Annotated in this window: 24 protein-coding genes; 9 read left to right on the forward strand and 15 right to left on the reverse strand. The window is 70.7% G+C overall.

All coding sequences use genetic code 11. The annotated features are described in order from the left end of the window. Nucleotides 1-23: 23 nt before the first annotated feature. Nucleotides 24-812, forward strand: coding sequence for an META domain-containing protein (locus JOD54_RS16805; RefSeq protein ID WP_204451434.1), 789 nt, complete (start codon nucleotides 24-26; stop codon nucleotides 810-812). On the opposite strand, the gene JOD54_RS16810 is transcribed toward JOD54_RS16805, so the two are convergent. Then, a complete protein-coding gene (locus JOD54_RS16810; protein WP_204451435.1) occupies nucleotides 805-1,332 on the reverse strand; it encodes a TetR/AcrR family transcriptional regulator in 528 nt (175 codons plus the stop codon). The genes JOD54_RS16805 and JOD54_RS16810 overlap by 8 nt on opposite strands. Nucleotides 1,333-1,408: 76 nt before the next feature. Between JOD54_RS16810 and JOD54_RS16815 the strand changes: the two genes are divergently transcribed. Beyond that, complete coding sequence (locus JOD54_RS16815) at nucleotides 1,409-1,858, forward strand: nuclear transport factor 2 family protein (RefSeq protein WP_307860115.1); 450 nt, start codon at nucleotides 1,409-1,411, stop codon at nucleotides 1,856-1,858. A gap of 47 nt (nucleotides 1,859-1,905) precedes the next feature. Here JOD54_RS16815 and JOD54_RS16820 read toward each other — a convergent pair whose 3' ends face one another. Then, nucleotides 1,906-2,796, reverse strand: coding sequence for a phosphotransferase (locus tag JOD54_RS16820; RefSeq protein ID WP_307860116.1), 891 nt, complete (start codon nucleotides 2,794-2,796; stop codon nucleotides 1,906-1,908). Continuing rightward, complete coding sequence (locus tag JOD54_RS16825; protein WP_204451438.1) at nucleotides 2,793-4,076, reverse strand: helix-turn-helix domain-containing protein; 1,284 nt, start codon at nucleotides 4,074-4,076, stop codon at nucleotides 2,793-2,795. Before JOD54_RS16825 ends, JOD54_RS16820 begins: the two co-directional genes overlap by 4 nt. Nucleotides 4,077-4,600: 524 nt before the next feature. Between JOD54_RS16825 and JOD54_RS16830 the strand changes: the two genes are divergently transcribed. Beyond that, entirely contained in the window at nucleotides 4,601-5,785 is a 1,185-nt protein-coding gene (locus JOD54_RS16830; protein ID WP_204451439.1) for an MFS transporter, read from the forward strand. Nucleotides 5,786-5,789: 4 nt separating this feature from the next. Here the strand turns inward: JOD54_RS16830 and JOD54_RS16835 are convergent, their stop codons facing one another. Both JOD54_RS16835 and JOD54_RS16840 read right to left on the reverse strand, forming a co-directional pair. Next, a complete protein-coding gene (locus JOD54_RS16835; protein WP_204451440.1) occupies nucleotides 5,790-7,220 on the reverse strand; it encodes a M20/M25/M40 family metallo-hydrolase in 1,431 nt (476 codons plus the stop codon). 121 nt (nucleotides 7,221-7,341) lie between these two features. Beyond that, the gene (locus tag JOD54_RS16840) at nucleotides 7,342-7,521 is read right to left on the reverse strand and encodes a hypothetical protein (protein WP_204451441.1); all 180 of its coding nucleotides are present in this window, start codon (nucleotides 7,519-7,521) and stop codon (nucleotides 7,342-7,344) included. A 31-nt stretch (nucleotides 7,522-7,552) separates the two neighbouring features. Between JOD54_RS16840 and JOD54_RS16845 the strand changes: the two genes are divergently transcribed. Then, complete coding sequence (locus JOD54_RS16845; protein WP_204451442.1) at nucleotides 7,553-9,136, forward strand: methyl-accepting chemotaxis protein; 1,584 nt, start codon at nucleotides 7,553-7,555, stop codon at nucleotides 9,134-9,136. 62 nt (nucleotides 9,137-9,198) lie between these two features. Here JOD54_RS16845 and JOD54_RS16850 read toward each other — a convergent pair whose 3' ends face one another. Then, entirely contained in the window at nucleotides 9,199-10,173 is a 975-nt protein-coding gene (locus JOD54_RS16850; RefSeq protein ID WP_204451443.1) for an AraC family transcriptional regulator, read from the reverse strand. Nucleotides 10,174-10,298: 125 nt separating this feature from the next. On the opposite strand from JOD54_RS16850, the gene JOD54_RS16855 reads away from it, so the two are divergent. From JOD54_RS16855 to JOD54_RS16865, 3 genes are all read left to right on the forward strand, one after another. After that, on the forward strand, nucleotides 10,299-11,096 hold the full coding sequence (locus JOD54_RS16855) for a Rossmann-fold NAD(P)-binding domain-containing protein (protein WP_307860117.1): 798 nt from the start codon (nucleotides 10,299-10,301) through the stop codon (nucleotides 11,094-11,096). A 4-nt stretch (nucleotides 11,097-11,100) separates the two neighbouring features. Further along, entirely contained in the window at nucleotides 11,101-11,487 is a 387-nt protein-coding gene (locus JOD54_RS16860) for a DUF4345 domain-containing protein (protein ID WP_204451445.1), read from the forward strand. Between the two features lie 74 nt (nucleotides 11,488-11,561). Beyond that, entirely contained in the window at nucleotides 11,562-12,596 is a 1,035-nt protein-coding gene (locus JOD54_RS16865) for an SDR family oxidoreductase (protein WP_204451446.1), read from the forward strand. Nucleotides 12,597-13,314: 718 nt separating this feature from the next. Here the strand turns inward: JOD54_RS16865 and JOD54_RS35550 are convergent. The 8 genes from JOD54_RS35550 to JOD54_RS16905 form a co-directional block, all read right to left on the reverse strand. Next, the gene (locus tag JOD54_RS35550) at nucleotides 13,315-14,058 is read right to left on the reverse strand and encodes a GNAT family N-acetyltransferase (protein ID WP_204451447.1); all 744 of its coding nucleotides are present in this window, start codon (nucleotides 14,056-14,058) and stop codon (nucleotides 13,315-13,317) included. A 26-nt stretch (nucleotides 14,059-14,084) separates the two neighbouring features. Further along, entirely contained in the window at nucleotides 14,085-15,131 is a 1,047-nt protein-coding gene (locus JOD54_RS16875; RefSeq protein ID WP_204451448.1) for a transporter substrate-binding domain-containing protein, read from the reverse strand. Further along, entirely contained in the window at nucleotides 15,131-16,378 is a 1,248-nt protein-coding gene (locus tag JOD54_RS16880) for a GlnX family signal transduction membrane protein (RefSeq protein ID WP_204451449.1), read from the reverse strand. The genes JOD54_RS16875 and JOD54_RS16880 overlap by 1 nt, the downstream gene beginning before the upstream one ends. A 66-nt stretch (nucleotides 16,379-16,444) precedes the next feature. Beyond that, the gene (locus tag JOD54_RS16885) at nucleotides 16,445-18,046 is read right to left on the reverse strand and encodes a dipeptide ABC transporter ATP-binding protein (RefSeq protein ID WP_204451450.1); all 1,602 of its coding nucleotides are present in this window, start codon (nucleotides 18,044-18,046) and stop codon (nucleotides 16,445-16,447) included. After that, the gene (locus JOD54_RS16890; protein ID WP_307860118.1) at nucleotides 18,043-18,879 is read right to left on the reverse strand and encodes an ABC transporter permease; all 837 of its coding nucleotides are present in this window, start codon (nucleotides 18,877-18,879) and stop codon (nucleotides 18,043-18,045) included. Before JOD54_RS16890 ends, JOD54_RS16885 begins: the two co-directional genes overlap by 4 nt. Then, a complete protein-coding gene (locus tag JOD54_RS16895; RefSeq protein ID WP_204451451.1) occupies nucleotides 18,872-19,831 on the reverse strand; it encodes an ABC transporter permease in 960 nt (319 codons plus the stop codon). The genes JOD54_RS16890 and JOD54_RS16895 overlap by 8 nt, the downstream gene beginning before the upstream one ends. Continuing rightward, nucleotides 19,828-21,441, reverse strand: a complete 1,614-nt coding sequence (locus tag JOD54_RS16900; protein WP_372440323.1) for an ABC transporter substrate-binding protein — start codon at nucleotides 21,439-21,441, stop codon at nucleotides 19,828-19,830. The genes JOD54_RS16895 and JOD54_RS16900 overlap by 4 nt, the downstream gene beginning before the upstream one ends. A 183-nt stretch (nucleotides 21,442-21,624) precedes the next feature. Next, a complete protein-coding gene (locus tag JOD54_RS16905) occupies nucleotides 21,625-22,215 on the reverse strand; it encodes a TetR/AcrR family transcriptional regulator (protein WP_204451452.1) in 591 nt (196 codons plus the stop codon). 83 nt (nucleotides 22,216-22,298) lie between these two features. Here JOD54_RS16905 and JOD54_RS16910 point away from each other — a divergent pair, with 83 nt between their 5' ends. Continuing rightward, entirely contained in the window at nucleotides 22,299-23,045 is a 747-nt protein-coding gene (locus JOD54_RS16910; protein ID WP_204451453.1) for an SDR family oxidoreductase, read from the forward strand. Nucleotides 23,046-23,240: 195 nt separating this feature from the next. After that, nucleotides 23,241-24,431 (forward strand): esterase-like activity of phytase family protein, encoded by a 1,191-nt coding sequence (locus tag JOD54_RS16915; protein WP_204451454.1) that lies wholly within the window; start codon nucleotides 23,241-23,243, stop codon nucleotides 24,429-24,431. 52 nt (nucleotides 24,432-24,483) lie between these two features. On the opposite strand, the gene JOD54_RS16920 is transcribed toward JOD54_RS16915, so the two are convergent. Then, nucleotides 24,484-25,098, reverse strand: a complete 615-nt coding sequence (locus JOD54_RS16920) for a DUF4230 domain-containing protein (protein WP_204451455.1) — start codon at nucleotides 25,096-25,098, stop codon at nucleotides 24,484-24,486. Between the last annotated feature and the right edge of the window lie 43 nt (nucleotides 25,099-25,141).

Below are 25,141 nucleotides of genomic sequence, written 5' to 3' on the forward strand. Positions count from 1 at the left end.
GCCGTGGGCTCCGTCCCCCTGACATGCGCACACGACTGCTGACCTCGACGCTGGTCGCCCTGCTCGCCCTCGCGGGGTGCGCCCAGGGTGGCACCACGCCCGCGAAGCAGGGGGAGCCCCCGCAGAGCGGGCCCACCCCGTCCGGCAAGACCTTCACGGCGAACTCCGCCACCGACAAGGGCGCCCCGCACGCCCTGGTGCCCGGCTCGTCGGTCAGCCTGAACTTCCACGAGGACGGCAGGCTGACCGCCAACGCGGGCTGCAACACCATCGGCGGCACCGTGTCGTTCTCCGGCGGCACCCTGCAGCCCGGCGAGCTGAGCATCACCGAGATGGCCTGCGACGCCCCGCTGCACGACCAGGACCAGTGGCTGGCCAAGCTGCTGGAGGCCAAACCGACCTGGCGCCTCGACGGCGACAAGCTGACCCTGGCGTCGGCGGAGACGGAGCTGGTGTTGACCGAGCCCAAGAAGGCCGCCCTCGCCGGTCCCAAGTGGACCGTGGACTCCCTGCTGGCCGGGGAAACCGCCGCCTCCAACCCCGACGCGGGCAAGGCCTCCCTGACCTTCGCCGCCGACCGCGTCGACATCCAGACCGGCTGCAACAGCGGCACCGCCACCTACACGATCGCCGGGTCGACCCTGAAGTTCGACCCGCCCCTGCTCACCAAGATGGCCTGCGCCGACGGCACCTCCGAAGTCGAGAACACCATCGTCGCCGTCCTCGGCCAAGCCACCGAGTACACCATCGAAGGCCAAACCCTCACCCTCACCAACGGCGACAAGGGCCTGCGCCTGCGCGCTTCTAGCTGAGCGCCCCCTCCGCGGCCCGGCGCGCGTGCTGGGCCGCGGAGGGATCTCCACCCACCGCCGCCATCGAGATCGCCCCTTCGACGAGCAGCGCCAAGTGGCTGCTCGCGATCCCGGTCTCGTCGGCCAATTCCGCCAAGTAGGCCCGTAGTGCCTCCTTGTGCTCCAGCGCCACGGCGACAACGGCCGGGCAGGTCGCCCCGAGCTCGCCGACCGAGTTGACGAACGCGCACCCGCGGAACCCCGGTTCCCGGAACCACCGGTCGAGCCAGTCGAACACCGCGAGGACGTCCTGCCCGTGCTCGGCGACGTACGCGCGCAGTGACCCCATCCACCGGGCGTGCCGCCGCCGGAGGTACGCGACGACCAGGTCCTCCTTCGACGGGAAGCACTGGTACAGCCGTTTCAGCGACACCCCCGCGGTGGACCGCAGGTCGTCCATGCCCACGTTGTGCACGCCGCGCTCGTAGAACAGCCGCTCGGCGGTGTCCAGCAGTCGCCCGGTGGCCTCGGCCACGTCCACGGTGCCCCCTTGCGGCGGAGAACGGTCGTTCTCTACGGTAGCCGGAGAACGCTCGTTCTCCACCATGGGAGCCGCCGTGCCGCTCGTACCGCCGTTCACCGCCGAGACCGCCGCCCAGAAGGTGCAGGCCGCCGAGGACCTGTGGAACACCCGCGACCCCGAGCGGGTCGCCCGCGCCTACACACCGGACTCGCTGTGGCGCAACCGGGACCGGCTGCTCACCGGCCACGCCGAGATCGTGGCCTTCCTGCAGGAGAAGTGGGACACCGAACGCGACTACGCCCTCCGCAAGGAACTCTGGGGCTTCCGCGGCAACCGCATCGGCGTCCGCTTCCAGTACGAGTGCCAGGACATCACCGGCCAGTGGTGGCGCTCCTACGGCAACGAACTCTGGGAGTTCGCCCCCGACGGCCGCAACCGCCGCCGCGAGGCCAGCATCAACGACCTGCCCATCGACGAACGCGACCGCCGGATCACCGGTCCCCGCCCCACCGCCGAACACGGGCTCCTGCTCCCCGTGCTCTGACGCGCCGGGGTTGTTGTTCGGGGAGTTGGCGACGGGGCTGGGCTTCATCAGCCGGTTGAGGCCCAGGTCCAGGGGCGTGGACCGTGCAGTCCCCGCAGGCATGCGATCCGATGGCCCGCCTCCCGGTGCAGGTCGGCATCGCGAGCGGCGCGGGCGGCGAGCCAGCAGGTCATCCGCGTTTCCCGCAGGTCCCGGAGTAGGCGGTAACCGGGCCAGTTCGTGACGTCGTGGCCGTAGCCCCCGGTGAACTCGGCGTACTCGTCGCCGGTGATCGTGCCGAACGAGAAACGCTTGATCGCCGTGGAGACCAGGTCCCATTCGGGTGGTCCCACGCTGACCCGTTCGAGGTCGATGAGCAGGGTGGTGGGCACACCGGTCGTGGTTGTGACGATGTTGCCGGGCCAGGCGTCGCCGTGCAGGACGCGGTGGGGCAGTCCACGCGGAAGATCGGCGTAGTCGCCCGCGAGTCGGGTGATCCGGTCGCGGAGCCAGCCCCGATCACTCTCAGTGAGGGTGTGGGCGGCGTCAACGCGATCCGACAGACCCGCGACCGGGTTGAGGGGGAGTAGACCCAGCCCGCCCGGAATCGGTTGGTCGTGCAGGGAACGCAACGCGTTGGCGATCTCGCGCGGGCGCCCTCGGCGGTGGTCAGGCAGTTCACGCCAGACCGTGACCGGTCGCCCATCGACGACAACGGGCTGATCGGGGTCCGGATGGGCCTCGACCGCCGGTACCCCGACCTCCGCGAGCCACCGCGCCACAGCGAGCTGGCGGCAGGCGCTGTCCTGTGTGCCGAACGCACCGATCCGCACGACCCAGCCGTCGGCCAGGCGCACCACCGTGTTCTCGGCCTCTCGCAGAAGTGTGACGCGACCCGGCGCTAGACGAAGTCGAGCGCACGCGCGCAACACCGAAGCGTGCCACCAAGGGGGCTTCACGCGGAACGCGCTACCTCGCGGATTCGGTCGTGGAGCACCGCCACCGCGGGATTGCTCCGATGGGGAACGCAGTAGCGGGCGAGTTCGGCGAGGTCCTTCGTCGCGCGTGCCGACCGGAGGTGCACGAGGTTTCGCATGGCGCTGCCACCCACCTGGGCCGCTTCGTCGGGATCACCGACCGCCATCCGCAACGAGGCGAGCTTGAGCTGGGACATGGTGATCGACCGAGCGTAGTGGGGGTGGTGACCGACGACCGCGGCGTGCAGCCGGTCTGCGGCGTGCCCACCTCCGGTAGACCCTTCCAGCGCCAAGTCGAACAACGCGTGCCCACTGTCACCCTGGTGCTGTGCGGCGTCGTGGTAGCGCATCCACCCGGGCTCGTCTGCGGGGCGAACCCGCTCGAACTCCCTGTCAGCGGCGTCGACGGCCGCTCGAGCCTCGCCGTCACGCTTCATCTTCGCCAGCGCCCTGGCTCGGGCGAGGTGCAGGATGGTCCGCAGGCCTGGAGTCAGTTGTCGCGCCCTGGTGAGCCCGTAGTCGGCCTTCAACAGGCCCTCGTGCGGGTGTTTGTCCCAGATCTCCTGCCGCGCCGCACTGGAGAGGATCTTGGCCCACATCAACCAATCCCCGCTGTCTTCGGCACATCGAAGCCCGAAGAGGAACAGCCTCCGCGCGTCCTCGTGCTGCTCGGTGTCGAAGCTGGCGAACCCCGCCGTGTGGGCGAGATGGGCGACAGCGGCGGTGAGGTCGGCACGGACCCTGCTGCCGCACTGTGCGCCGAGCAGACCGTTCGCGTAGTTGAGCTGCGCGTGGATCGCGTCCCGGGTCAGCGAGCCCCCGAACCTGTTGGACATCCGGGCGAACTCGCTGGTGAGGGTGCGAACAAGGTCGACGTCGTGCTCGCTCACGCGGGTGGGGATGGCAGTGGGTCTCACCGCGGTGACCTCGCGGTGGACCAGCCCGGAGGCCAACAACCCGGCACCCACGCCCAGGGCCTCACGTCGACGCACGGGATCTTCCCTCTCCTGTGACAACCCCGCCGACCCGTCCGGCGTCGGCGAAGTCGATCGAGCCGGACCATCGATCAAGTCGACCACCGCGTCTAGGGACAACTCAAGAGCAGCGGCCAACCTCAGTCTGGCTGACGGCTGAGGCGCTTGTCCGCCATGCTCCCAACGGGCAACCGTCGACCGCTCGACCCCGAGCACGGCGGCCAACGACTCCTGAGTGAACCCCCTGGCAACCCTGCGCAATGCCAACGCCCGCCGTCGCGATGCCATGACTTCCCCATCCACCACCGGATGAGGACGCACCGGTGAGCGCGAACATGCTGTTCAGGCACGGAACGTGGCGTCCGCGAGGTACGCCACGTGATCCACCCGCCGAGTTCCGGCTGTTTCGTATGACGGACCAGCAAGGTCCTAGTGATGTCTCATCTGACTGTTGACGTCTACGCCAACCTGACCGCACTTTCGGTGGGCGCGTGAGCGGGGGGCAGATGATCACTTTCACGGGTGACGCGCTCCGTGAGTTCCTCGACCTCGCCACTGAGGCGCTCGACAGGCTCCCGCGGCGGTCACGGCGGGAGCAGGCGGTTTGTGTGCCAGCGAAGTAGCGGTTGCCCGTCGAGCTCCTTGCGGTGGCTGTCTGGCGAGGGCTGAACGCCTGCACGGGGGCTGGCCCGACGCGACGCGTCGGGCCAGCGGGGGCTCTGGTGCTGGAGCTCACAGCTCCGGTTCTCGTGGTTGGCCATCATCGCCGCCGATTGGGGTGTTGAGGCGACTATGAGGGCTGGGGGCGACCGATGACCGCGCTTGCGCCGCCGAGGGTGGGGACGACGGTGTCGGCGGGGTGGTTGCCGCTGTTGGCGGCGCCGATCGCTATGGCCAACAACTCGCCGGGGTTGTTGTTCGGGGAGTTGGCGACGGGGCTCGGTACGTCCGTCGTGGCGGTGGCTTGGGTGATCACGGCTTTCGGGCTGGGGTTGGCCGTGGGGACGCCGTTGGCGGGGCACTTCATCCGGGGGCGGGGGGCTCGGGGCGCGTTGATCACCAGCGCGGTGGTCTTCCTGCTCGGCATCGCCCTCGTGCTCGTCGCGCCGACGTTGCCGTGGTTGGTGGTGGGGCGGGCGGTGCAGGGGGTTGGCGGTAGCGGGTTGATGGTGGTCGCGATCAACGCGGCGGGGACGGTCGCGCGGGCCGGGTTGGTGACCGCGGGGGCGGGGGTCGGTGGGGCGCTGGGGCCGGTGGTGGGGCTGAAGGTGGCCTCGGTGTCGTCCTGGCACGTCGCGTTGGCGGTGGGGGCGGTGGCGTTGATCGCGGTGCCGTTCGTGGTTCGGCAGTTGCCCGCGGCGGCCCCGGCGCGCGTCAAGTTCGACACCGTGGGTGCCTTCTTGTTCCTGGGGCTCGTGCTCGCTCTCGTGCTCAGCACGAGGTTCTCCGTCGCCGCCGTGATGGTGGTCGTGACGCTGGTGCCGCTCGTGCTCTGGATCCGCGCCAAGCCCGACGGGTTCGTGCCGGTCGAGCTGGTCCGCAGCAGGCGCTACCTGCTGTCGTGCGCGCTGATCCTGGTGCTGTCGGTCGGCTACTTCTTCCTGCTCTACCGGGTACCGGCCGAGCTGCGCGGCGCCGACTGGGACCCGCTGGACATCGGCATCGCCCAGCTCGTCGTGCTGCTGGCGGGCTCGGCGCTGTCGATGGTCCTCGCCGCCAACTTCGAGCGGTTCGGCCGCCGCCGGGTGCTGGCCGCGGTGCTGGTGCTCGCCGCGATCGCCCAGGCCTTCGGCGAGCTGGTGCACCTCGACCCGGTGCTGCCCATCACCGGCCTCGGCCTGGCCGTGCTGGCCATGGTGTCCGCGCAGGCGGGCCTGATGATCATTGGCACCGAGCGGCTGAGCCAGGCCCACCGCCCGGTGGCGGTGGGCCTGTACTCGCTGTTCTTCCAGCTCGGCGGCGCGTTCGGCCCGCTGCTGGCCGCCCTGCTGTTCTAAGCCACTAGCTGGACTGGATCGGGATCGGGCTCATCACCGACTGCAGCAGCAGCGCCTCGGCGAGGGTCATGTGCTCCAGTTCGGACTGGCTCACGCTCTCGTCGGCGCCGTGCGCGTGCGCGACCGGCTCCTCGCAGCCCCACAGCACGATGTCGGCTTCCGGGTTGGCCGCCTGGAACGCGCTGACCAGCGGGATCGACCCGCCCTGGCCCGCCTTGGCCACCGTGCTCGCGTGGTAGGCCTCCAGCAGCGCCCGCTCGATCACCCGGCTGTGCTCCCCGGTCGTCGAGGCGATGAACCCGGAGCCGGACGCGGTCCGCTTCACCGACGGCTTGAGGCCCCACGGCGCCGCGGACATGATGTGGCTCTCCAGCAGCGCGTAGGCCTCGTCCGGGTCCTGGTTGGGCGCCAGCCGCATGCTGATCTTGGCCTTCGCCTTCGGGCACAGCACGTTCTGCGCGCCGCTGACCAGCGGCAGCCCGCTGAGCCCGACCACGTTGATCGACGGCTTGCCGTAGAGCAGCTTGGCGATCGTGCCGGACCCGATCAGGCTGGTCGCGGGCAGCACCCCGGCGTCGCGCCGGTAGGTCGCCTCCGACACCGTCGGCCAGGTGTGGTCGTACTGGGTCAGGCCCGGGATCGCCACGTCCCCGGTCTTGGGGTCCTGCAGCGAGGCCAGGATCTGCACCAGCGCCATGAACGCGTCCGGCACCGGGCCGCCGTACATGCCGCTGTGCACCTTCGTCGACAGGGTCTCCACCACGACGTCGGCGGCGATGATGCCGCGCAGCGTCTCGGTCAGCGTCGGCGCGCCGCGTTCGACGTTGCCGGTGTCGGCGATGATGACCAGGTCGGCCTTGAACCGGGGGTCGTCGGGGTTGGCCGCCAGGTGCTGCTCCAGCACGCTGGTCCCGGACTCCTCCTCGCCCTCGAGCACGAGCTTGATGTTGAGCGGGATCTGGCCGCGGTCCCCGCGCAGCGCCTTGATCGCGCCGAGGTGCATGACCACACCGGACTTGTCGTCGGCCGCGCCGCGCCCGTAGAGGCGCATGTCGTGGTGCTCGTCCATCTTCTCGATGGGCTCGAACGGCTTGGTCGTCCACTGCGTGATGTCCGCGGGCTGCACGTCGTAGTGCCCGTAGAGCAGCACGGTGGTGACCCCGGCGTGCGCGACCTCGTCGGCGAGCACCAGCGGCGCGGAGGTCCGGTCGCCGTGGGTGATCGTCTCCACCCGCGCCGAGCTCAGCCCGGCCCGCTGGAACAGCTCGGCGATCGTCTGCGCGGTGACCGCCAGCGGCGGGTCCGGGTTGGCCGCGACGGACCGGTGCCGGACCAGGTCGGCCAGCGTTCCCCACAGCTCCGGCACGAGCCGGTGCACCCGTTCGCGGACCTGCTGTTCGGGTAGGACCATCGTCATGGGGGAGTCCGGACTCATCGACGGCTCCTCTCGCCGGGGGTAGCGGGTCGGCCGACCCGTCCGCTCACCACAGCACGTCCCGCCTGTGGGGGAAACCTGTATGACCTGATCAGGCGACAACCCGGGCGCCGCGCGATTCTCACTCGAACGGGCGGTCCGATTTGGTCAGGTGCAGCTCGGGTGCGTCGATGAGGACCGGTGATGCTGGAACCAACGCGGGTTGGCCATGCTCGCCGCCGCCGGAACCCGGTGGTGCTCGAGCGGCGCCACGCGGCAGGACCTCGACGAAGGGCGCGACGGCTATGACCCAATCGACCACCGAAGATCCCGTGACGACGGGCCCTGGGGGCGTGCGAGGGGTGTTCGCCAACCGCTCCCTGACCACGAAGATCCTCTCCGTCGTGGTCCTCTCGACGCTGGTCACCATCGCGGTCGGCCTCGTCGGCGTCTTCGCGCTGAACTCCGCCGCGGACGCCACCAAGCGCATCGACAACAACGTGGCCGCGCTGACCGACCTGAACACGCTGAACTCCGCGGGTTCCGGCGGCACCCTGTACATGCTGATGGCCACCGCGATCGGCGACCCGGCCGAGGCGCAGAAGATCCTCGCCGAGGCCAACGCCAAGATCGACGTGTCCTTCGCCGCCTACGAGAGCTACCAGAAGCGCGGCACCTTCGACCAGAAGCTGATCGACGAGTGGAACGCCGCCAGCGCCGCGTTCGGCAAGGTCCTCGGCGAAAAGGTCATGCCCGCCGCGATGAGCGGTGACGCCGCGACCGGCGTGCAGGCCTTCTACACCGAGGCCCTGCCGCTGCTGGTCAAGTTCAACGAGGTCTCCGCCCGCATGCTCGAGGCCGAGCGCCAGCGCACGCTCAAGGAGATCGAGTCGGTCAGCGCCGAGCGCGACAGCAGCATCGCCATCGCCGTGGTCCTGCTCGGTGTCGGCCTGGTCGTCAGCTTCGGCGTCGGCGTGCTGATCACCCGCTCGATCACCAAGCCGATGCGCGGGCTCTCCGCCGCGCTGGAGGCCGTGGCCGACGGCGACCTCACCCAGCGGGTCGAGGTCCGCTCCAAGGACGAGGTCGGCCGGATGGCCGCCGCGCTCAACAAGGCCACCGACGGCACCCGGGCCATCGTCGGCACCATCTCCCGCGGTGTCGGCTCGCTGAAGGCCTCCACCCAGCAGATGGCCGAGATGTCCACCCAGGTCACCGCCTCCGCCGAGGAGACCTCCGCCCAGGCCGGTGTCGTGACCGCCGCGGCGGACCAGGTGGCGCGCAACGTGCAGACCGTGGCGACGGGTGCGGATGAGATGTCGGCGTCGATCAAGGAGATCGCGCAGTCGGCGAACGAGGCCGCTGGTGTGGCCGGTCAGGCCGTGTCGGTCGCCGCGGCGACCAACGGGACGGTCGCCAAGCTGGGTGAGTCGTCGATGGAGATCGGCAACGTGGTCAAGGTCATCACCTCGATCGCCGAGCAGACCAACCTGCTGGCGCTCAATGCGACCATCGAGGCCGCGCGCGCCGGTGACGCTGGTAAGGGCTTCGCCGTCGTCGCCAACGAGGTCAAGGACCTGGCCCAGGAGACGGCGAAGGCCACTGAGGACATTTCGCGTCGGGTGGAGATGATCCAGGCGGACACGGCGAACGCGGTGAACGCGATCGACGAGATCTCCGAGATCATCGGTCGGATCAACGACTTCCAGCTGACCATCGCCTCCGCGGTGGAGGAGCAGACCGCCACCACCACCGAGATGAACCGCAACGTCGGCGAGGCCTCGGCCGGTGTCTCCGAGATCGCCGCCAACATCGGTGGCGTCGCGGAGAGCGCGGGCAACACCACCGGCACGGTCACCAAGACCACCGACGTCCTCGACGACCTGTCGCGGCTCTCGGCTGAGCTGCAGAGCCAGGTCAGCCGGTTCCACCTCTGATCTGGGCGCCCTCCCAGCCCGAGCGGCCGGATCCCCTCGCGGGGGTCCGGCCGTTCGGCGTCTCAGCCGGTCATCTGTCCCGGTAGGACGGTCCGGGGCCGGTGGCGGGCCGCGCCGGGGGCGATGTCGAACTCCCGCTTGAAGGCCCGGCAGAACGCGGCCTCGGAGGTGTAGCCGAAGCGGCGGGCGACCGCGTGCAGCGGTTCGGTGGTCTCGCCGAGGTGCAACCGGGCCTGCTGCAGGCGCCACCCCGCCAGGTAGCGCATCACCGGCTCGCCCACTAGTTCGGTGAACCGGGCGGAGAACGCCGAGCGCGACATGCCCACCGCGGCGGCCAGCGACCCCACCGTCCACGGCCGCTCCGGCGCGCGGTGCACGGCCAGCAACGCCCGGCCTACCTGGTCGTCGCGCAGCGCGGCGAGCCAGCCGCGGCGGGCTTCCGGAGCGGTGTCGAGCCAGGCGCGGATGGACTGGATCACCAGGACGTCGGCGAGTCTGGTGAGGACGGTCTCGCCGCCCGGCCGGGGCGCCTGGGCCTCCCTGGTGATCAGGTTGAGCGTGCTGTGCACCCAGTCGTCGTCGAGGGACCGCAGGTGCAGGACCGCGGGCAGTTGCGCGAGCAGCCGGTGCGCCGCGACGTGGTCGAAGCGCATCACCGCGTAGGTCACCTGGCTGGGCGCGCCGCCACCGCCGTAGGTCATCGTCTCGAACCGCTCGCTGATCCGGGTCACGGCCAGGTCGAACAGCGGCTCGGTCGGCGCGTCGGGGGCGCTGCGCAGCCGGTGCCGGGAGCCGTGCGGCAGCAGCGTGAGGCTGCCCTGCGGGAGCCGGACGGGCGCGTCGCCCTCGACCTCGAGCCACGCCTCCCCGGCGGTCACGACCTGCAGGATCATGTACTCGCTCAACTCGGGCACGTCCACGCCCCACGGCGCCGTCAACTCCGCGCGGCAGTAGAGCGTGCCGGTCAGCCGCAGCAGGTGCAGCGCCTCCCCGAGCAGGTCGGTGCTGCCGGGGATGTCGCGGGTCGGGCTCGGCATGCGCCCACTCTAACCGACCGTCCGGCTGTTCTGGACGATCGGCATAAAAGAGCGGACTGGAGGTCATTGAACGTCCAGGATTCCGCCCAGAGACTGGACGCATCAACCAACCGTGAGGAGTGACCGTGTCCATTCTCGTCATCGGGTCCACCGGCAAGACCGGCGTCCGCGTCCTGCGCCGCCTGGAGCGCCTCGACCTCGAGGTGACCGGCGTGTCGCGCGGCACCGTCCCGAGGTTCGACTGGTCCGAGCCCGACACCTGGGCGGGCCCGCTCGCGGGCGCCGAGGCCGTCTACCTGACCTACGCCCCCGACCTGGCCGCGAGCGGCGCCCCCGCGGCCATCGAGCGCTTCGTGGCCCTCGCGGCGGAGGCCGGGGTGCGCCGGGTGGTGCTGCTGTCGGGCCGGGGTGAGCACAACGCGGGCGTGTGCGAGAAGATCGTCCTTGAGTCCACTGTGGACGCGACCGTGGTGCGGGCCAGCTGGTTCGCGCAGAACTTCAGCGAGGGCGCCCTGCGCGACTCGGTGCTCGACGGGGCGTTCGCGCTGCCCGCCGGGGACATCGCCGAGCCGCTGATCGACGCCGACGACATCGCCGACGTCGTGGTCGCCGCCCTCACCCAGGACGGGCACGCGGGCAAGGTCTACGACGTGACCGGTCCCCGCCTGCTCACCTTCGCCGAGGCCGCCGCCGAGATCAGCGCCGCGTCCGGCCGCCAGGTCGCCTACGTCCCGGTGACCCTGCAGGACTTCCACGCCGCGCTGGTCGAGGCCGCGGGCCCGGAGTACGCCGAGGTCGTCACCGCGGTCTGCGCGGAGGTCTTCGACGGGCGCAACGCGTCGGTCAGCGACGGCGTGCGCGAGGCGCTCGGCCGCGAGCCCCGCGACTTCGCCGACTTCTGCGCGTCAGCGTTCGGGGGCTGAGGTGGTGTCCCGGATCGTCCTCGGCCTCGCGGGCCTGGTCGCCATCGCGATCGGTGCCGCGCAGTTGTTCGCCCCGGCCGCGTTCCACGAGGCCAACGGGCTGCCCGCCGTCCACGACGCGGGGGCGTTGAGCGAGATCAGGGCCATCGGCGCGGCCATCCTCGCGATCGGGGTCGTGATCGCCGCAGGCGCGGTCAGACCGGCCCTGAGCAGGCAGGCCGCCCTGTTCGGCACCGGCTTCTACCTCGCGTTCGGCGTGGGCCGCGTCGTCGGCCTCGCCTTCGACGGCCTCCCGTCGGGGTCGCTGCTCGGTGCGATGGCCGCCGAACTCGCCCTCGGGCTGGCCTGCTCGTACGTGCTGGCCCGCTCCAGGGAGCCGATCGCGGCCTGACCGGCGGTGCGCGGCGATCACCGGCCGATGGTGCGAGGGTGGTCGGAGACCGGGCGAACGGGGCGGTGGGTGTCGTGGCTGGTGAACTGGTGCTGGTGACCGGTGGGTCCGGGTTCCTCGGCGCGCACGCGGTGGTCCGGCTGCTCGCCGACGGCTACCGGGTGCGCGCCACGGTCCGGTCGCTGGACCGGGTGGCCGCCGTGCGCGAGATGGTCCGGGTCGGCGGCGTCGACCCGCACAGCGACCTGTCCTTCGTCGCCGCCGACCTCACGGGCGACGCCGGGTGGGGCGAGGCCGTCGCGGGCTGCACCTACGTGCTGCACGTGGCCTCGCCCTTCCCGGCCGGGTCGCCCAAGGATGAGGACGCCCTGGTCGGCCCCGCGCGGGACGGGGCGCTGCGGGTGCTGCGGTCTGCGGGAGAGGCGGGTGTGCGGCGGGTGGTGATGACCTCCTCCTTCGCCGCCGTCGGGTACGGGCACCCGCGGACCGAGCGGGTCTACACCGAGGAGACCTGGACCAACCTCGACGGCCCGGGGATCACCCCGTACGTCAGGTCCAAGACCCTGGCCGAACGCGCGGCCTGGGAGTTCGCCCAGACCCCGCCGGTGGAGCTGTCGGTGATCAACCCGGTCGGCATCTTCGGCCCCGTCCTCGGCCCCGACTACGCGGGCTCAGTAGACCTGATCCGCCGCCTCCTCGACGGCGAACTCCCCGGCCTCCCCCGCCTCTCGACCTCGGTGGTAGACGCCCGCGACGTGGCCGACCTGCACGTCCGGGCCATGATCGCCCCCCAGGCCGCGGGCCAACGCTTCCTGGCGGCAGCGGGCGACTACATCACCATGCCGGAGATGGCCGAGATCCTGCGATCCCACCTGGGCCCCGCCGCCGCCCAAGTACCGACCAAGTCCCTCGCCGACTGGGTGGTGCGCTTGTCGGCGATCATGCACCGCCCACTACGACCGATCGTCCCGCTACTGGGCAAACACCGCCGGGTATCGCACGAGAAGGCATCCCGGGTGTTGGGGTGGCACCCCAGGTCCAATGAGGACGTTGTCGTCGCGACAGCGGAAAGCTTGCTGCGGCTGGGTTTGGTGGCCGCGGGCCACTAGGGGACTGCGAGCTGTTGCTGTGGTTGGGGTGGCTGGCCAGGCGGGTCGCGTCGGGTGCTGGGTGGCATCCTGGGCCTGGTGGGGACGTTGTGGTTGCGACGGTGGAGAGCTTGCTGGGGTTGGGTTTGGCGGCAGTCGGAGCAGCCGGGGCGGCAGCGGACTGGTGTGGCGATGGCACGGCTGATCGGCGCCGTTGTGCCGGTGCGGGCATCGGTGGGTGTCGCCCGAGGCAGTCTCGGGTTGGGGATGGCATTCCGGGCCCAGCGGGGACGCTGTTGTGGCGGCGAGCTTGCTGCGGCGAGGTTGGTGGCTGCGGGCCACTAGCGGGCTGTTGCGGCGATTGGGGCGGCTGATCAGGCCACCGTGGCGGTGCCACAGGTCTCGGGTGTTGCCGAGCGGGCGGTTCGGGTGCTGGGTGGCGCCTGGGCCTGGTGGGGATGGTGTCGCCGCAACGGCGGAGAGCTTGTGGCGCCCAGGTTTGGTGGCCGCTCGCCACTAGGGCAGCGGCCGGTGTGCTGTCGCTGTGCTCGTCTGCCGCCTGGTGTGTTGCCGTGGCTAATGGCACGGCTGATCGGCGTCGTCGTGCTGGTGCGGTGCGGGCATCGCCGAGTGCCGCCCGAGCGGCGCTGTGGGTGCCGGGTGGCACCCCCGGCTGAATGGGATGCCGTTGCCGCGACCGCCGGGAGCCCGCTGCGGGCAGCTTGGCCGCCGCCCGGTGTTAGAGGAGGGGTTGGTCCAGGCAAGCCCGGTGGGCCGCTGCCGCGATGGGGCGGCTGGTCAGGCCCAGCTTTGTGTAGAGAGTCCGGGCGGCGTCGTTCCAGCTGTCGACCATGAGGGCGGCTCGGGTGGTTTCGGCTACCAGGGTGTCGATGGTCAGGCCGCACACGGCGATGGCGTGGCCCCTGCCTCGCGCGGCCGGCGCGGTGATCACCCCGGCCAGGAACCCGACCTCCGGGGCCGACCACGCCTCGGCGGCCACCGCGACGAGTTCCCCGCTCTCGTCGCGCACCCCCGCCCAGCGGCGCACGCCCGTGCCGCCCGGCTGGGCGTACGAGCCGGGGTACTCGCTGTCGATCAGGGTTCGCACCTCGTCGGTGGCGTCGTCGGTCAGCCAGCGCGCTGTGCCGACGACCTCGGTCGGGTGCACCGTGTCCATCCACCAGAAGCGGTCCAGCAGCGCGATGTCCGGGAACTCGGCCACCACCTCGGTGACCGCCTCGTCGTCGCCGATCGGCCGGTAGTCGCGGCCGACGATCGCCAGGGCGTGGCGCACGAGGCCGAGTAACCGCCCGCCGGTGCCGTGCACGACGAGCCGGTGCCTGCGGGACAGGTCCGGGCAGGCCACGACCACGGCGTCTCCGTCGCGCCACGCTCTCACACCAGATCGCATGCCTTGGGCGCCCCACCGCACCAGTGCGTCGGAGGGGAGGTCGGTGCTGTCGGTCAACTGGGTAGGCGCCACGGTGACATCATCTCAACCCCGCGGCGTCAGTCGGCGTAGCGGGAAGGGGGGATGGGGCGTCGGGTGTCGACGGTCTTGAACCAGTTGTCGTAGGCGGCCTGGAGGCTGCCGTCGGCGCGCATGGCGTCCAGGACGCCGTTGACGAACCGGACCAGGTCGGTGTCTTCGTCGCTGATGGCGATGCCCGCCTCACCGGCTTTGGCGTCGCGGTAGGGGAGCAACACGGTGGTGGGGTCCTGCAGCCGGAACCCGGCCAGGATGAGCACGTCGGTGTAGATCGCGTCGACCTGGCCGCGCTGCAGCAGCATCAGGCACTCGCTGGTGTCGTTCACCGAAACCGGGATCACCGGGGTCTTGCCCTCGGCGCGCTGCCGGTCGCGGATCTGGAGCATCTCGTCGCTGTTGGTGGTGCCCGAGCCGGAGCAGACCTTGCGGTCGCCGAGGTCCTCGGGGGAGTGGACGTCGTGGTCGCCTTGGCGGACCATTAGCCCGGTGTTGGTGCTCAGGTACGGCGCCGAGTAGCGCAGCCCGTAGGTCCGCACCCTGGCGCAGGTGATGCTCACGTCCGCGATGACCAGGTCGACGACCGGGATGTCCTTGAGGGTGGCGTTGGCCTCGCGGGCGGCGCGGTTCATCGCGGTGTCGAGCGCGGTGAGCCTGCCGCCGGTCGGCAGGGACACCAGCCGCAGGCGGGGGTCGTTCGCGCCGATCGGTTCGCCGAAGAGCTCCTGCGCGATCCGCCGCACGATCTCCACCTCGAAGCCGGTGGCCTCACCGGTGGCCAGGTTGCGCCTGCTGAACAGCGGGGCTGTCTGGCTCACGCCCACGACGAGCCGCTTGTCGTCGTTGCGGATGCGGTTCACCGTCGGGGTCTGCGTGCGCGCGAGCCCGGCCGGGTTGAGGCTCAGGCCGGGGTCGGGGCACTGCTCCACCGGCGGCGAAGGCGTGGGGGAGGTGATGAACCCGTCCGGGTTGACCACGGGCGCCACGCGGTTCGGCCGCGCTACCGGCTCCGGGACGGTGCACCCGGCGAGAACCAGCACCGCGGCCGCGGCAGCGAGGATGACGCGCATCAGTAGTACTCCCGGATTCTCTCCCACATGCCCCACCCGGCCGCCGCCAGCGCCAGGAACATCGCCAAGCCCGTGATGACGCCGATGCCCGCGAGCGATTCCTTGGCCTCGGCGGTGGAGTCCGCCGCGTGGTCGAGGTGCCAGTTGATCGCGTCGCTCAACGCCTCGTCGAACTCCTGGGCGTGCGCCGCGTCCACGGTGCCGGTGATCAGCCCGGACGCGACCTGGTAGGGCAGCGGTGGGTTCGTCGTGCCCAGCGGGGTCACCGTGGTCTGCCACGCCCGCAGCGCGGTCGCCACCCGGTCGATCCGAACCGGTTCCGCGCCACCCGCTTTGCCCTCGCCGACCGCCTTCTCCACGGCGGTCAGCGTGTCCCGCAGCTCGCCGACGTCACCGACCTTGGGGAACACCAGGATCCGGACTTCGCCGCCGTCGGCTTTGCGGCCCAGGTTTCGCGCGGTGGCCAGCGGGGCGACGACCCCGTCGAACTCGTGCACGCTGTCGTCGGCGTGCCCGCGGGCGAAACCGACCGCGACCCCGACGGTGATCAACGAGCCGAGCACCAAGGCCGTCGACATCACCAGGCCGCGGTTGAACCGCCTGCGGGTGCGAAGTGAGAGGTAGCGTTGCGTCGCGACGAGCAGCGCGAGGGCGATGCCGCCGACGATGAACACTTCCCACGGTTGCTGCCCTGCCCTTCGCTGGGCATCCGACAGCGCACCCGCCTGCTCGGTGTGCAGCTTCTCCGCCTCAGGCAGCATGGTGCTGCGCACCAGGAAAGAAGCCTGTGAAAGGTACGAGGTGCCGACGGGTTGACCGAGCGCGCTGTTGGCCCAGCCCGCCTCGACGAGGCGGGAGTACTCGGGCAGGTAGTCGGTCAGCGACCGCACCCGCTCGGCGGAGGTTCCTTCGGGCGCGAGGGATGCCGCCATCCGCAACGCGTCCGCGACGGTGAACAAGTCCTCGCGGAACCGCTTGCGCTCGTCGGTGGACCTGCGCGGCTCCACCACCACCGCGTTGAGCGAGGTCGCGTCCGCGTCCGCCAGCGCCCGGTACACGTCCAGTGCCGCGGCGGTCAGCGCCCCACGCCGGTTGACGGCGTCGTCGAGCCGCGCGTCCCGCTCCCGCACCGCGATCTGCCCGAGGACCCCCAGCAGCACGATCGCCCCGCCGAGCGCGGCCGCGATCACCACCAACCGGCGCTCGGTCCGCTCGAACCGCTTGCCCCACCACGCCCAGGTCGCCACCGCGCCTCCCCGGCCCGACCGACGCTTGTCGATCATCACTAGCAGTCGCCGCGCGGGCCCCGCCCGTTACGCGGTGAGCGGGCGACTCGTCGACGCCTGTCCGGGGATAGCGGCCAGCAGGTCGCGCGTGTAGTCCTCGGCGGGGTTGCCCAGGACCGCGTCCGCGGGCCCGTGCTCCACCACCCGGCCGCCGCGCATGACGGCGATGTGGTCGGCGATCTCCCGCACCACGGCCAAGTCGTGCGTGATGAACAGGTACGCCAACCCCAACTCCTCCTGCAACCGCACGAGCAGGCGCAGGATCTGGGCCTGCACCGACACGTCCAGCGCCGACACCGGCTCGTCGCAGACCAGCAGGTCCGGGTTCAGCGCGAGGGCCCGCGCGATCGCCGCGCGCTGGCGTTGCCCTCCGGAGAGCTCGGCGGGTTTGCGAGCGAGCATCGCTGAGGGGAGCGCCACTTGGTCGAGCAATTCGGTGGCGCGGGCGCGGCGTTCGGCTTTGGTGCCGACACCGAAGGCGCGCAGGGGTTCGGTGACCACGTCCTCGATGGTGAAGCGGGGGTTCAGCGACGCGTAGGGGTTCTGGTAGACCAGCTGGAACCGGCGGCGCAACCGGCGTAGATCTTCTCGGCCGAGCCGGGTGATGTCGTGGCCGTCGAAGGTGACCGTGCCCTCGGTGGGGGTCTCAAGACCGACCACCATCCGCGCGGTGGTCGTCTTGCCCGACCCGGATTCCCCGACCAGCGCCAAAGTGCGCCCGCGGGTCAGGGTGAACGAGACGTCGTCAACCACGCGGGTGTGCCCGTTGAACGTCTTGGCGACACCGTTGACCGCCAGCAGCACTTCGGGACCCGCGTCCCTCCTGGGCCGCAGTGGCTCCCGCGCCAGACTTGGCGCTGCAGCCAACAACTCGCGGGTGTAGGCGTGCTCCGGCGTCGACAGCAACTCCCGAGCGGGCCCGGTCTCCACCACCTCACCCCGCGACATCACCACGATCCGCGCCGCGCGGTCGGCCGCGACACCCAGGTCGTGCGTGATCAGCAGGACCGCGGTGCCCGATTCCGCCGCCAGGGCTTCGAGGTGGTCGAGGATCTCCCGCTGCACGGTCACGTCCAACGCGCTGGTCGGCTCGTCGGCGATGATCAGCCGCGGCCTGCCCGCGAGCGCGATGGCGATCAGCACCCGCTGCCGCAACCCACCCGACAGCTCGTGCGGGAACTGCCTGGCCCGCCGCTCCGCCTCGCTGATCCCCGCCCGCCGCAACAGGTGCACGGCCTCCGCCGCGGCCGCCCGCCTTGTGGCCAACCGGTGCACGACCAGCACCTCGGCCACCTGGTCGCCCACCCGGCGCACCGGATCCAGCGACACCGTCGGATCTTGCGGTACCAGCGCGATGTCTGTGCCCCGAACCTCCTGCCACCGCCGGTCCGACAACCCGGTCAACTCCCGACCGGCGAAGGTGATCGACCCGCCCTCCACCCGCCCACCGCGCGGGAGCAGCCCGATCGCCGCGTGCGCCGTGGTGCTCTTGCCAGAACCGGATTCGCCGACAACCGCGACGATTTCGCCCGCGGCGACCGACAAGTTCGCCTTTCGCACAGCGGGCACCACGCCGGACCGGGTGTGGTAGGACACCGTGAGGTCGTGGATCTCCAGCAGGCCGGTCACAGCTGACTCCGTTCACCGTCGAGCGCCCGGGAGATCCGGTTCGTCGCCAGCACCACCGCCGCGACCGTCAACCCCGGGAAGGTCGTCATCCACCACGCGGTGGCCAGGAAACTGCGCCCACCGGCCACCAGCGAACCCCACTCCGGGGTGGGCGGGGTGGCGCCGTAGCCGAGGAAGCTCAGCGCCGACACCTCCAGCACCGTCGTGCCGAAGGTCAGCGTCGCCAGCACCACCACCGGGCCGACCGAGTTCGGCAGGATGTGCCGCAACAGCACACCGCGCCAACGCACCCCCGCCGCCCGCGCCGCTTCCACGTACACCCCGGAGCGCACCCGCAGCACTTCGGCGCGCATCAGCCGGGCGAAGGTCGCCAGGTTGGCCACGCCCACCGCGATCGCCACGTTCGTCGTGCCGAACCCGAGCGCGGTCACCAGGGCCAGCGACAACAGGATCGACGGCACCGCCTGCAGGACGTCGACCACCCGCATCACCAGCGAGTCGACCCACCCACCACGGCCCGCCGCGAGCAGACCGAGCGCGGCACCGGCCACTAGGGACACCAGGACCGCGAGCGTGGTTGCCCGCAATGACAGCGCCGCGCCGTGCACGACCCTGGCGAACACATCCCGGCCCGTCTCGTCGGTGCCGAACAGGTGCACTGCCGACGGTCCTTGGAGCCTCTCGGCGGGGACGCCCGCGATCGGGTCGTGCGAGGTGAACAACTCCGGTACCACCGCGCACAGCAGCACGAACACGATCACCGCGACCGACAGCACCAAGCCGGGACGGCGCAGGGCGAAGCCCGCCCCGCCGCGGAGGTCCACACTAGACACCCGACACCGCCTTCGCCGTGACCCGACCGGACAGCCGGGGGTCGAGCACCGGGTACAGCAGGTCCACCGCCAGGTTGATGAGCACGAAGAACAGCGCCGCCAGCACGATCACCGCCTGCACCACCGGGATGTCCTGCGCGGTGACGGCCGAGGCGGTCACCCGGCCGATGCCGTCGCGGGAGAACACCGACTCGGTGATGACAGACCCGGCCAACAGGTTGCCCGCCAACACGCCGACCAGGGTCAGCGCGGGCAGTGCCGCGTTGCGCAGCGCGTGTCCCCAGTGCACCCTGGCCCTGCTCGCCCCTTTCGCCAGCACGACTTCGATGTAGGGCTCGGCGAGTTGCGTGCGCAGGCTCTTGGCCAGCACCTGCCCGATGATGGCGCCGGTCGGGATCGCCAGCGTCACCGCGGGCAGCACCAGCGTCGCGAAACCGTCCGACCCCATCGCCGGGACCAGGCCCAACTGGAACGAGAACACCTGGATCAGCAGCAGTCCCACCCAGAACGGGGGCAACGAGTTGCCCAGCGGGGGAATCGCCGCGAGCAGGTTGCCCAGCCACCGCGACCGGGTGTAGGTGCCGACGATCGCGATGGCGCCGCCGAACACGACGGCGAACACCAAGCCGAGCCCGGTGATCGCCAGCGTCGAGGGCAACGCGTTCAACACTAACTCGTCCGCGTCCTCACCGGTCGCGATGGACCTGCCGAAGTCGCCTTGTACCGCAGCGAGCAAACGCTTGCCGTACTGCAGCACCACCGGATCGTCGAGCCCGTAGGCGGCGCGTTCGCGGGCGATGTCCGCCGCGGTGACGGTGGTACCCGCCTCACCGCCGAGCTTGGCGAGGACCGCGTCGCCCGGCAACAGGTAGAGGATCACGAAGGACAGCGTGAACGCCGCCCACAGCACGACCACCGCCTGCGCCAGGCGGCGCGGAACCCCGGTCGTCATCCGGCGATCCAGGCGTCGAACAGCTGCATCCGCGACGACGCCTCGAACCCGACCCCGTGCGTCTTGGGCCCAAGACCCCACACCTGCGTCAGCTCGAACACCGGGATCGAGTACGCCTGCTCCACGATCAGCCGCTGCGCTTCTTCCGCCGCTGGCCTGCGCGCGGACTCCTCGACCGTCGCGGCCTGCTTGTCCAGCGCCGCGTCCAACGGGTTGCCTGCGGTCAGCTTGCTCCGGTTGCCCGCCTTGGTGGAGAACAGCTGCCGCAGGATGTCCGGGTCGGCCCGCGTCGTGTTGTACCAGATGAAGTCGTAGTCACCGGCCAACGTCAGCTGCTGGGTCTCCGGGGTGGTCCGCTGCTCGATCTGCAGGTCGAACCCGATCTTGCGCAGCTGCTGCTGCACCAGCTCGAGCACGCTCTGGTTCTGGTTGAACACCAGCGAGAAGATGATTTTCGCTGACAGCCGCTGCCCGTCCTTGACCCGGATGCCATCCGGACCAGGCACCCAACCCTGCTCGTCGAGCAGCTTCTTGGCGCCATCGGGGTCGTAGGCGAGTTCCTTGGAAAGGTCCGCGTGCAGCGGAGTGGCCGAACCCAGGACACTGCTCGCCGGTTTGTAGTTCTTGGTGAGGACGGTATCGGTGACCTCTTGGCGGTTCACGCCCTTGAGCACCGCTTGCCGCACCTTGGCATCGGTGAGCACGCCACGGGTGGTGTTGGCCGTCAAGTTGAACACCACGCCAGGATTCGCGCGCACCGGCTCGGTGAAACCGTTGCCCGCGAACTGGGGTTCGTCCACGGGCTGCACGTCGGTGATCGCGTCCAGCTGGCCGGAAGCGAGGCTGCCGGTGCGCACACCCGGCTCCGGGACGATCCGGAACTCCACTTTGTCCAGGTATGCCTCACCCTGGTGCTTCCACTGCGGCGAGCCCCAGTTGTAGCCCTTGCGCTTGGCGATCACGACCTGCTGGTTGGCCTTGAAGCTCTCGAACACGAACGGCCCCGACCCGATCAGGCCCTCGCCCTGGCACCGCTGCTCCGGCGACTTCTGGTACGCCGCTGGCGCCAGGATCCCCAGCGACATCGTGGAACTGGCCTGCAGGAACTGCGCGCTCGGAGCGCTGAAGTCCAGTCGCACCGTCTTCGGGTCCACCACGGTGGCGCTCTTGTACGCGGCCAGGTATCCGTTGCCCAACTGCGCCTTCGGGCCCAACGCCTTGATGCCGTCGTAGCTGGTCTTGACCGCCGCGGCGTCCACCGGCGTGCCGTCGGCGAACGTGGCCCCGGTGCGCAGGGTGAAGGTGAAGCTGGTCGAGTCGGCGTTGACCTCCCATTTCTCGGCCAGCCACGGGATGATCTCGCCGCTGGTCTGGTCCTGGTCGGTCAGCGAGTCCACCAGTTGGCGGCCGACGTTGAGCGCGGCGTTGGTGCCCCACTGCTGCGGGTCGACGCAATCCGGGTTGGACGAGATGCCCAGCCGCAACGTGCCACCCGGTCGCGGCGGTCCGGCGTCACCGGTACCGCCGGTCGCGGCGCCGGTGCCACCGCAGGCCGCCGCGAGTCCGAGGACGGCGAGCAGACCGGCGGCGCGTAAGGGGAGTGTGGACACGGGTGTGCCTCCAGCGGGGTGGAACAGGGATCGGCACGGCCACGCTAACCGCGTTCCCGCGGCCGCTCCCACCCACTGAATGGCACTCCCACATGGCGGACGGTGATGATCCTCCCTTGACGGCGCAACGGATCCGCGGCGCCGACCACGGTGTGGGAACCGCCGTTCCACCAGGTGGCCGCCCTAGCGGCGGGTCACCGCGTCCCAGGCGGTCATCGCGGAGTCGACCACCGCGAGCAGGTCGGCGGTCGAGGCGCCGTCGCGGGCGCGCACCGACATTCCATAAAGGACTGAAAGGAAGAAGTCGGCGATGGTCTCGGGATCGGCGGCGAACTCGCCGTCGGCGTGCGCCCGGGTGAGGCGGGCGACGAGCGCGGCGCGGTCCTGGACGCGGATGTCGTGCAGCATCGCGCGCACCGGCTCGTTCTCCACGCTGACGTTGGTCGCGGCGAGCACCACCATGCAGCCCGCGGGCGTGTTCGGGTTGGCGTAGACCGACGCCCTGGCCCGCAACATCCGCTCCACCGATTCCCGCCCGGTCGGCATGGCGTAGAACTCGGGGTCGGAGCCGCTGCCGTTGTAGAGCTCCACCGCCTCGCGGAACAGCCGCTCCTTGCTGCCGAAGGTGGTGTAGAGGCTGCGGGTGCCGATGCCCATCGCGGCGGTGAGGTCGGAGATCGCGGCGCCCTCGTAGCCGCGCTCCCAGAACAGCCGCATGGCTGCGGCGAGCGCCCGCTGCCGGTCGAACCCGCGGGGACGACCCGGTCCCGGCATGGTCGCCTCCTCCTGGTTGACAGCGGTGATGCTACTGGTGCAGGGTAATTATGCAACGTTCGATGCAGAACTGGGGGATCGAGATGAGCGGTGGATCGTTGGCGGGCGCGGTGGCGCTGGTCACCGGGGGCAGTCGGGGGATAGGCGCGGCCATCGCCCGCCACCTCGCCCGCGCGGGCGCCGATGTCGCCATCACCTACGACACCGCCGCCGACCGGGCCGCCGACGTGGTGGCCGAGGTGACCGCGCTGGGGGTGCGCTCGGTCGCGGTGCGGACACCCGCGACCGAGCGCGGTGCGGTCGAGGCCGCGGTCCTCGAGGTCGCCGCGGCGTTCGGCGGGCTGGACATCCTGGTCAACAACGCGGGCATCGCCCGCTACGGCACCGTCGACCAGGTGACCGACGAAGACCTCGACGCCCTCATCGACGTCAACATCCGGGCGGTGGTGACGGGGACGAGAGCCGCCATCGGCGTCCTGCGCGACGGCGGCCGCGTGATCACCATCGGCAGCAACCTCGCCGACCGCGTCACCGACCCCGGGCTCGCCGTCTACGCCATGACCAAGTCCGCCCTGCTGGGCTTCACCCGCGGCCTGGCCCGCGACCTGGGCCCCCGCCACATCACCGCCAACGTCATCCAACCCGGCTCCACCGACACCGACATGAACCCCGCCCACCACCCCGCCGCGGCCGAGCAGCTGCGGACGAGCGCACTGGGCCACTTCGCCACCCCCGACACCATCGCCGAGACAGTGGTTCACCTCGCAGGCCCCACCGGCGCCCACATCACCGGCACAGTCCTCACCATCGACGGCGGCCAGAACACCTAAGCCTCATAACGGATTCCCCTGACGAGGTAGCGGATTCCCCTGACGGGTCCTCCCGTCGAGGAGCCGCCATCCGTGTTGGGCTCTGGGCGGTGACGTGGGGTGTTCCGTGGTGTGGGGGTGGTGGCCATGTGGTGTTCACCTGGGCTGCATAGCGTCGCGGCGGATCGGGGAGACCGTGGGAGAGGGAGATCGCGCATGCGCAGGTCGTTGGCCATCGGGGCCGCTGTGGTGGCTGCGGGGGTGTTCGCGGGGGTGCCGAGTGCGGCTACGCCGGATCGGGGGCGGGGGTTCGGGCAGGCGCAGCTGACCGGGTTCTCGGCGCTGCCCGCCGAGACGTTCGTGTCCGCCAGTGATCCGTCGGGTGCGGCGTTGGGGACCAACCCGGTCAACGGGGTGGTGCCGCCGTTCGCCGACCAGCCGGTGCAGGGGTTCAGCGGTATCGTGCGCAACGGCGACGGCACGTTCGAGGTGTTGTCGGACAACGGGTACGGCAACAAGGCCAACAGCGGTGACTTCGTGCTGCGGATCCACCGCATCGCCCCGGACTTCCGGTCCGGCGCGGTCGACGTGGTCGGCGGCGTCAACCTGACCGACCCCAACCGCAAGGTGCCGTTCGCGTTGACCCGGGCCGACCGGGTGCTCACCGGCTCCGACTTCGACGTCGAGTCGATCGTGCGCGCGGCGGACGGGACGTACTGGATCGGCGACGAGTTCGGCCCGTACCTGCTGCACTTCGACCGGGCGGGTCGCCTGCTGGCGCCGCCGGTCGCGCTGCCCGGGGTGTTCGCGCCGGAGAACCCGGCGGGCACGCCGAACCTCAACAGCAGCAAGGGTTTCGAGGGCTTGGCGATCTCGCCGGACAAGCGCACCCTCTACGCGCTGCTCGAGGGCACGGTCGCCGGTGACACCCCCGGCAGCCTGCGGCTCAACGAGTTCGACCTGGCCTCGGGCAGCTACACCGGCAAGCGGTGGACCTACCAGCTCGACCAGCCCGCGCACGCCATCGGCGACCTCACCGCGGTCGACCGCGACCGGTTCCTGGTCATCGAGCGCGACGGCGGCCAAGGCGTGGACGCCAAGGTGAAGAAGGTCTACCTGCTCGACAAGCGCGACCGCGACCACGACGGCAAGCTGGACAAGACGCTGGTGGCCGACCTGATGAACCTGGCCAACCCGCGCCACCTCGGCGGCTTCGCCGACCCGTTCACCTTCCCGTTCCAGACCATCGAGGACGTCGCCATCCTCGACGACCGCACCCTCGCGGTCCTCAACGACAACAACTTCCCGTTCTCCTCCGGCCGGACCCCCGGCAAGCCGGACAACAACGAGTTCATCACCATCCGCCTCACCGAGCGGCTCAACGCCGACCCGCGCGTGCTGCGGTGACCCCGTGACACACGGGTGCCCCCAACCGATTCCGGTTGGGGGCACCCGTCTTTCACGGCCGGGGAGCCTGCACGACCCGGTAGCCCAAGGCGTCGAACATCCCGGTCAGCATCGCAAGGGTGTTCTTCTCCGCTCGCGCGGTGAGCCCGGATTTCTGTGCCGCCTCGGCGATGCGCTTCTCCGCCGCGACGTAGAACTCGCGCTGGTCCTGCGGGGCGCTGACCAACGCGCTGAGTTGGTCGAACAGGCCGCGTTGCTGCTGGTAGAGGTAGCTGCGCTCGTTGTCCAGGTTGGGCTTGGACAGCTGCGCCTTCGGCAGTTGGATCCGCACGGTCTTGGCCTGCTGGTCGACCACGAGCGCGTTCTCCGCGAGACCGCGGAAGTCGATGAAGGCGTCGACACTGCCCGCGGCGACGAACAGCGTGCGCTCACCGGCGATCTCCGCCGGGACGTACCGGACGTCCTTCTCGATGTCGACGACCACCTGGTAGTCGCCCGCCGCGGCGTGGTACTCGCTGAGGTCGCGCACGGCCTGCAGCACCGCCGGTTGGCTGCGGTCGACGGTGTCGGTGCCCGGTGCCAGCCAACCGGACGCGCCGATGCCCACGGCACCCGCCGCGACCACCAGCACGAGCACGCCGACGATCCCGATCCACTTCTTGCGCACCAGTCACCACCCCACTAGGTATCACCCACTACGTGCCACCTGG

This window comes from Actinokineospora baliensis, from assembly GCF_016907695.1.
Taxonomy (GTDB): Bacteria; Actinomycetota; Actinomycetes; order Mycobacteriales; family Pseudonocardiaceae; genus Actinokineospora; species Actinokineospora baliensis.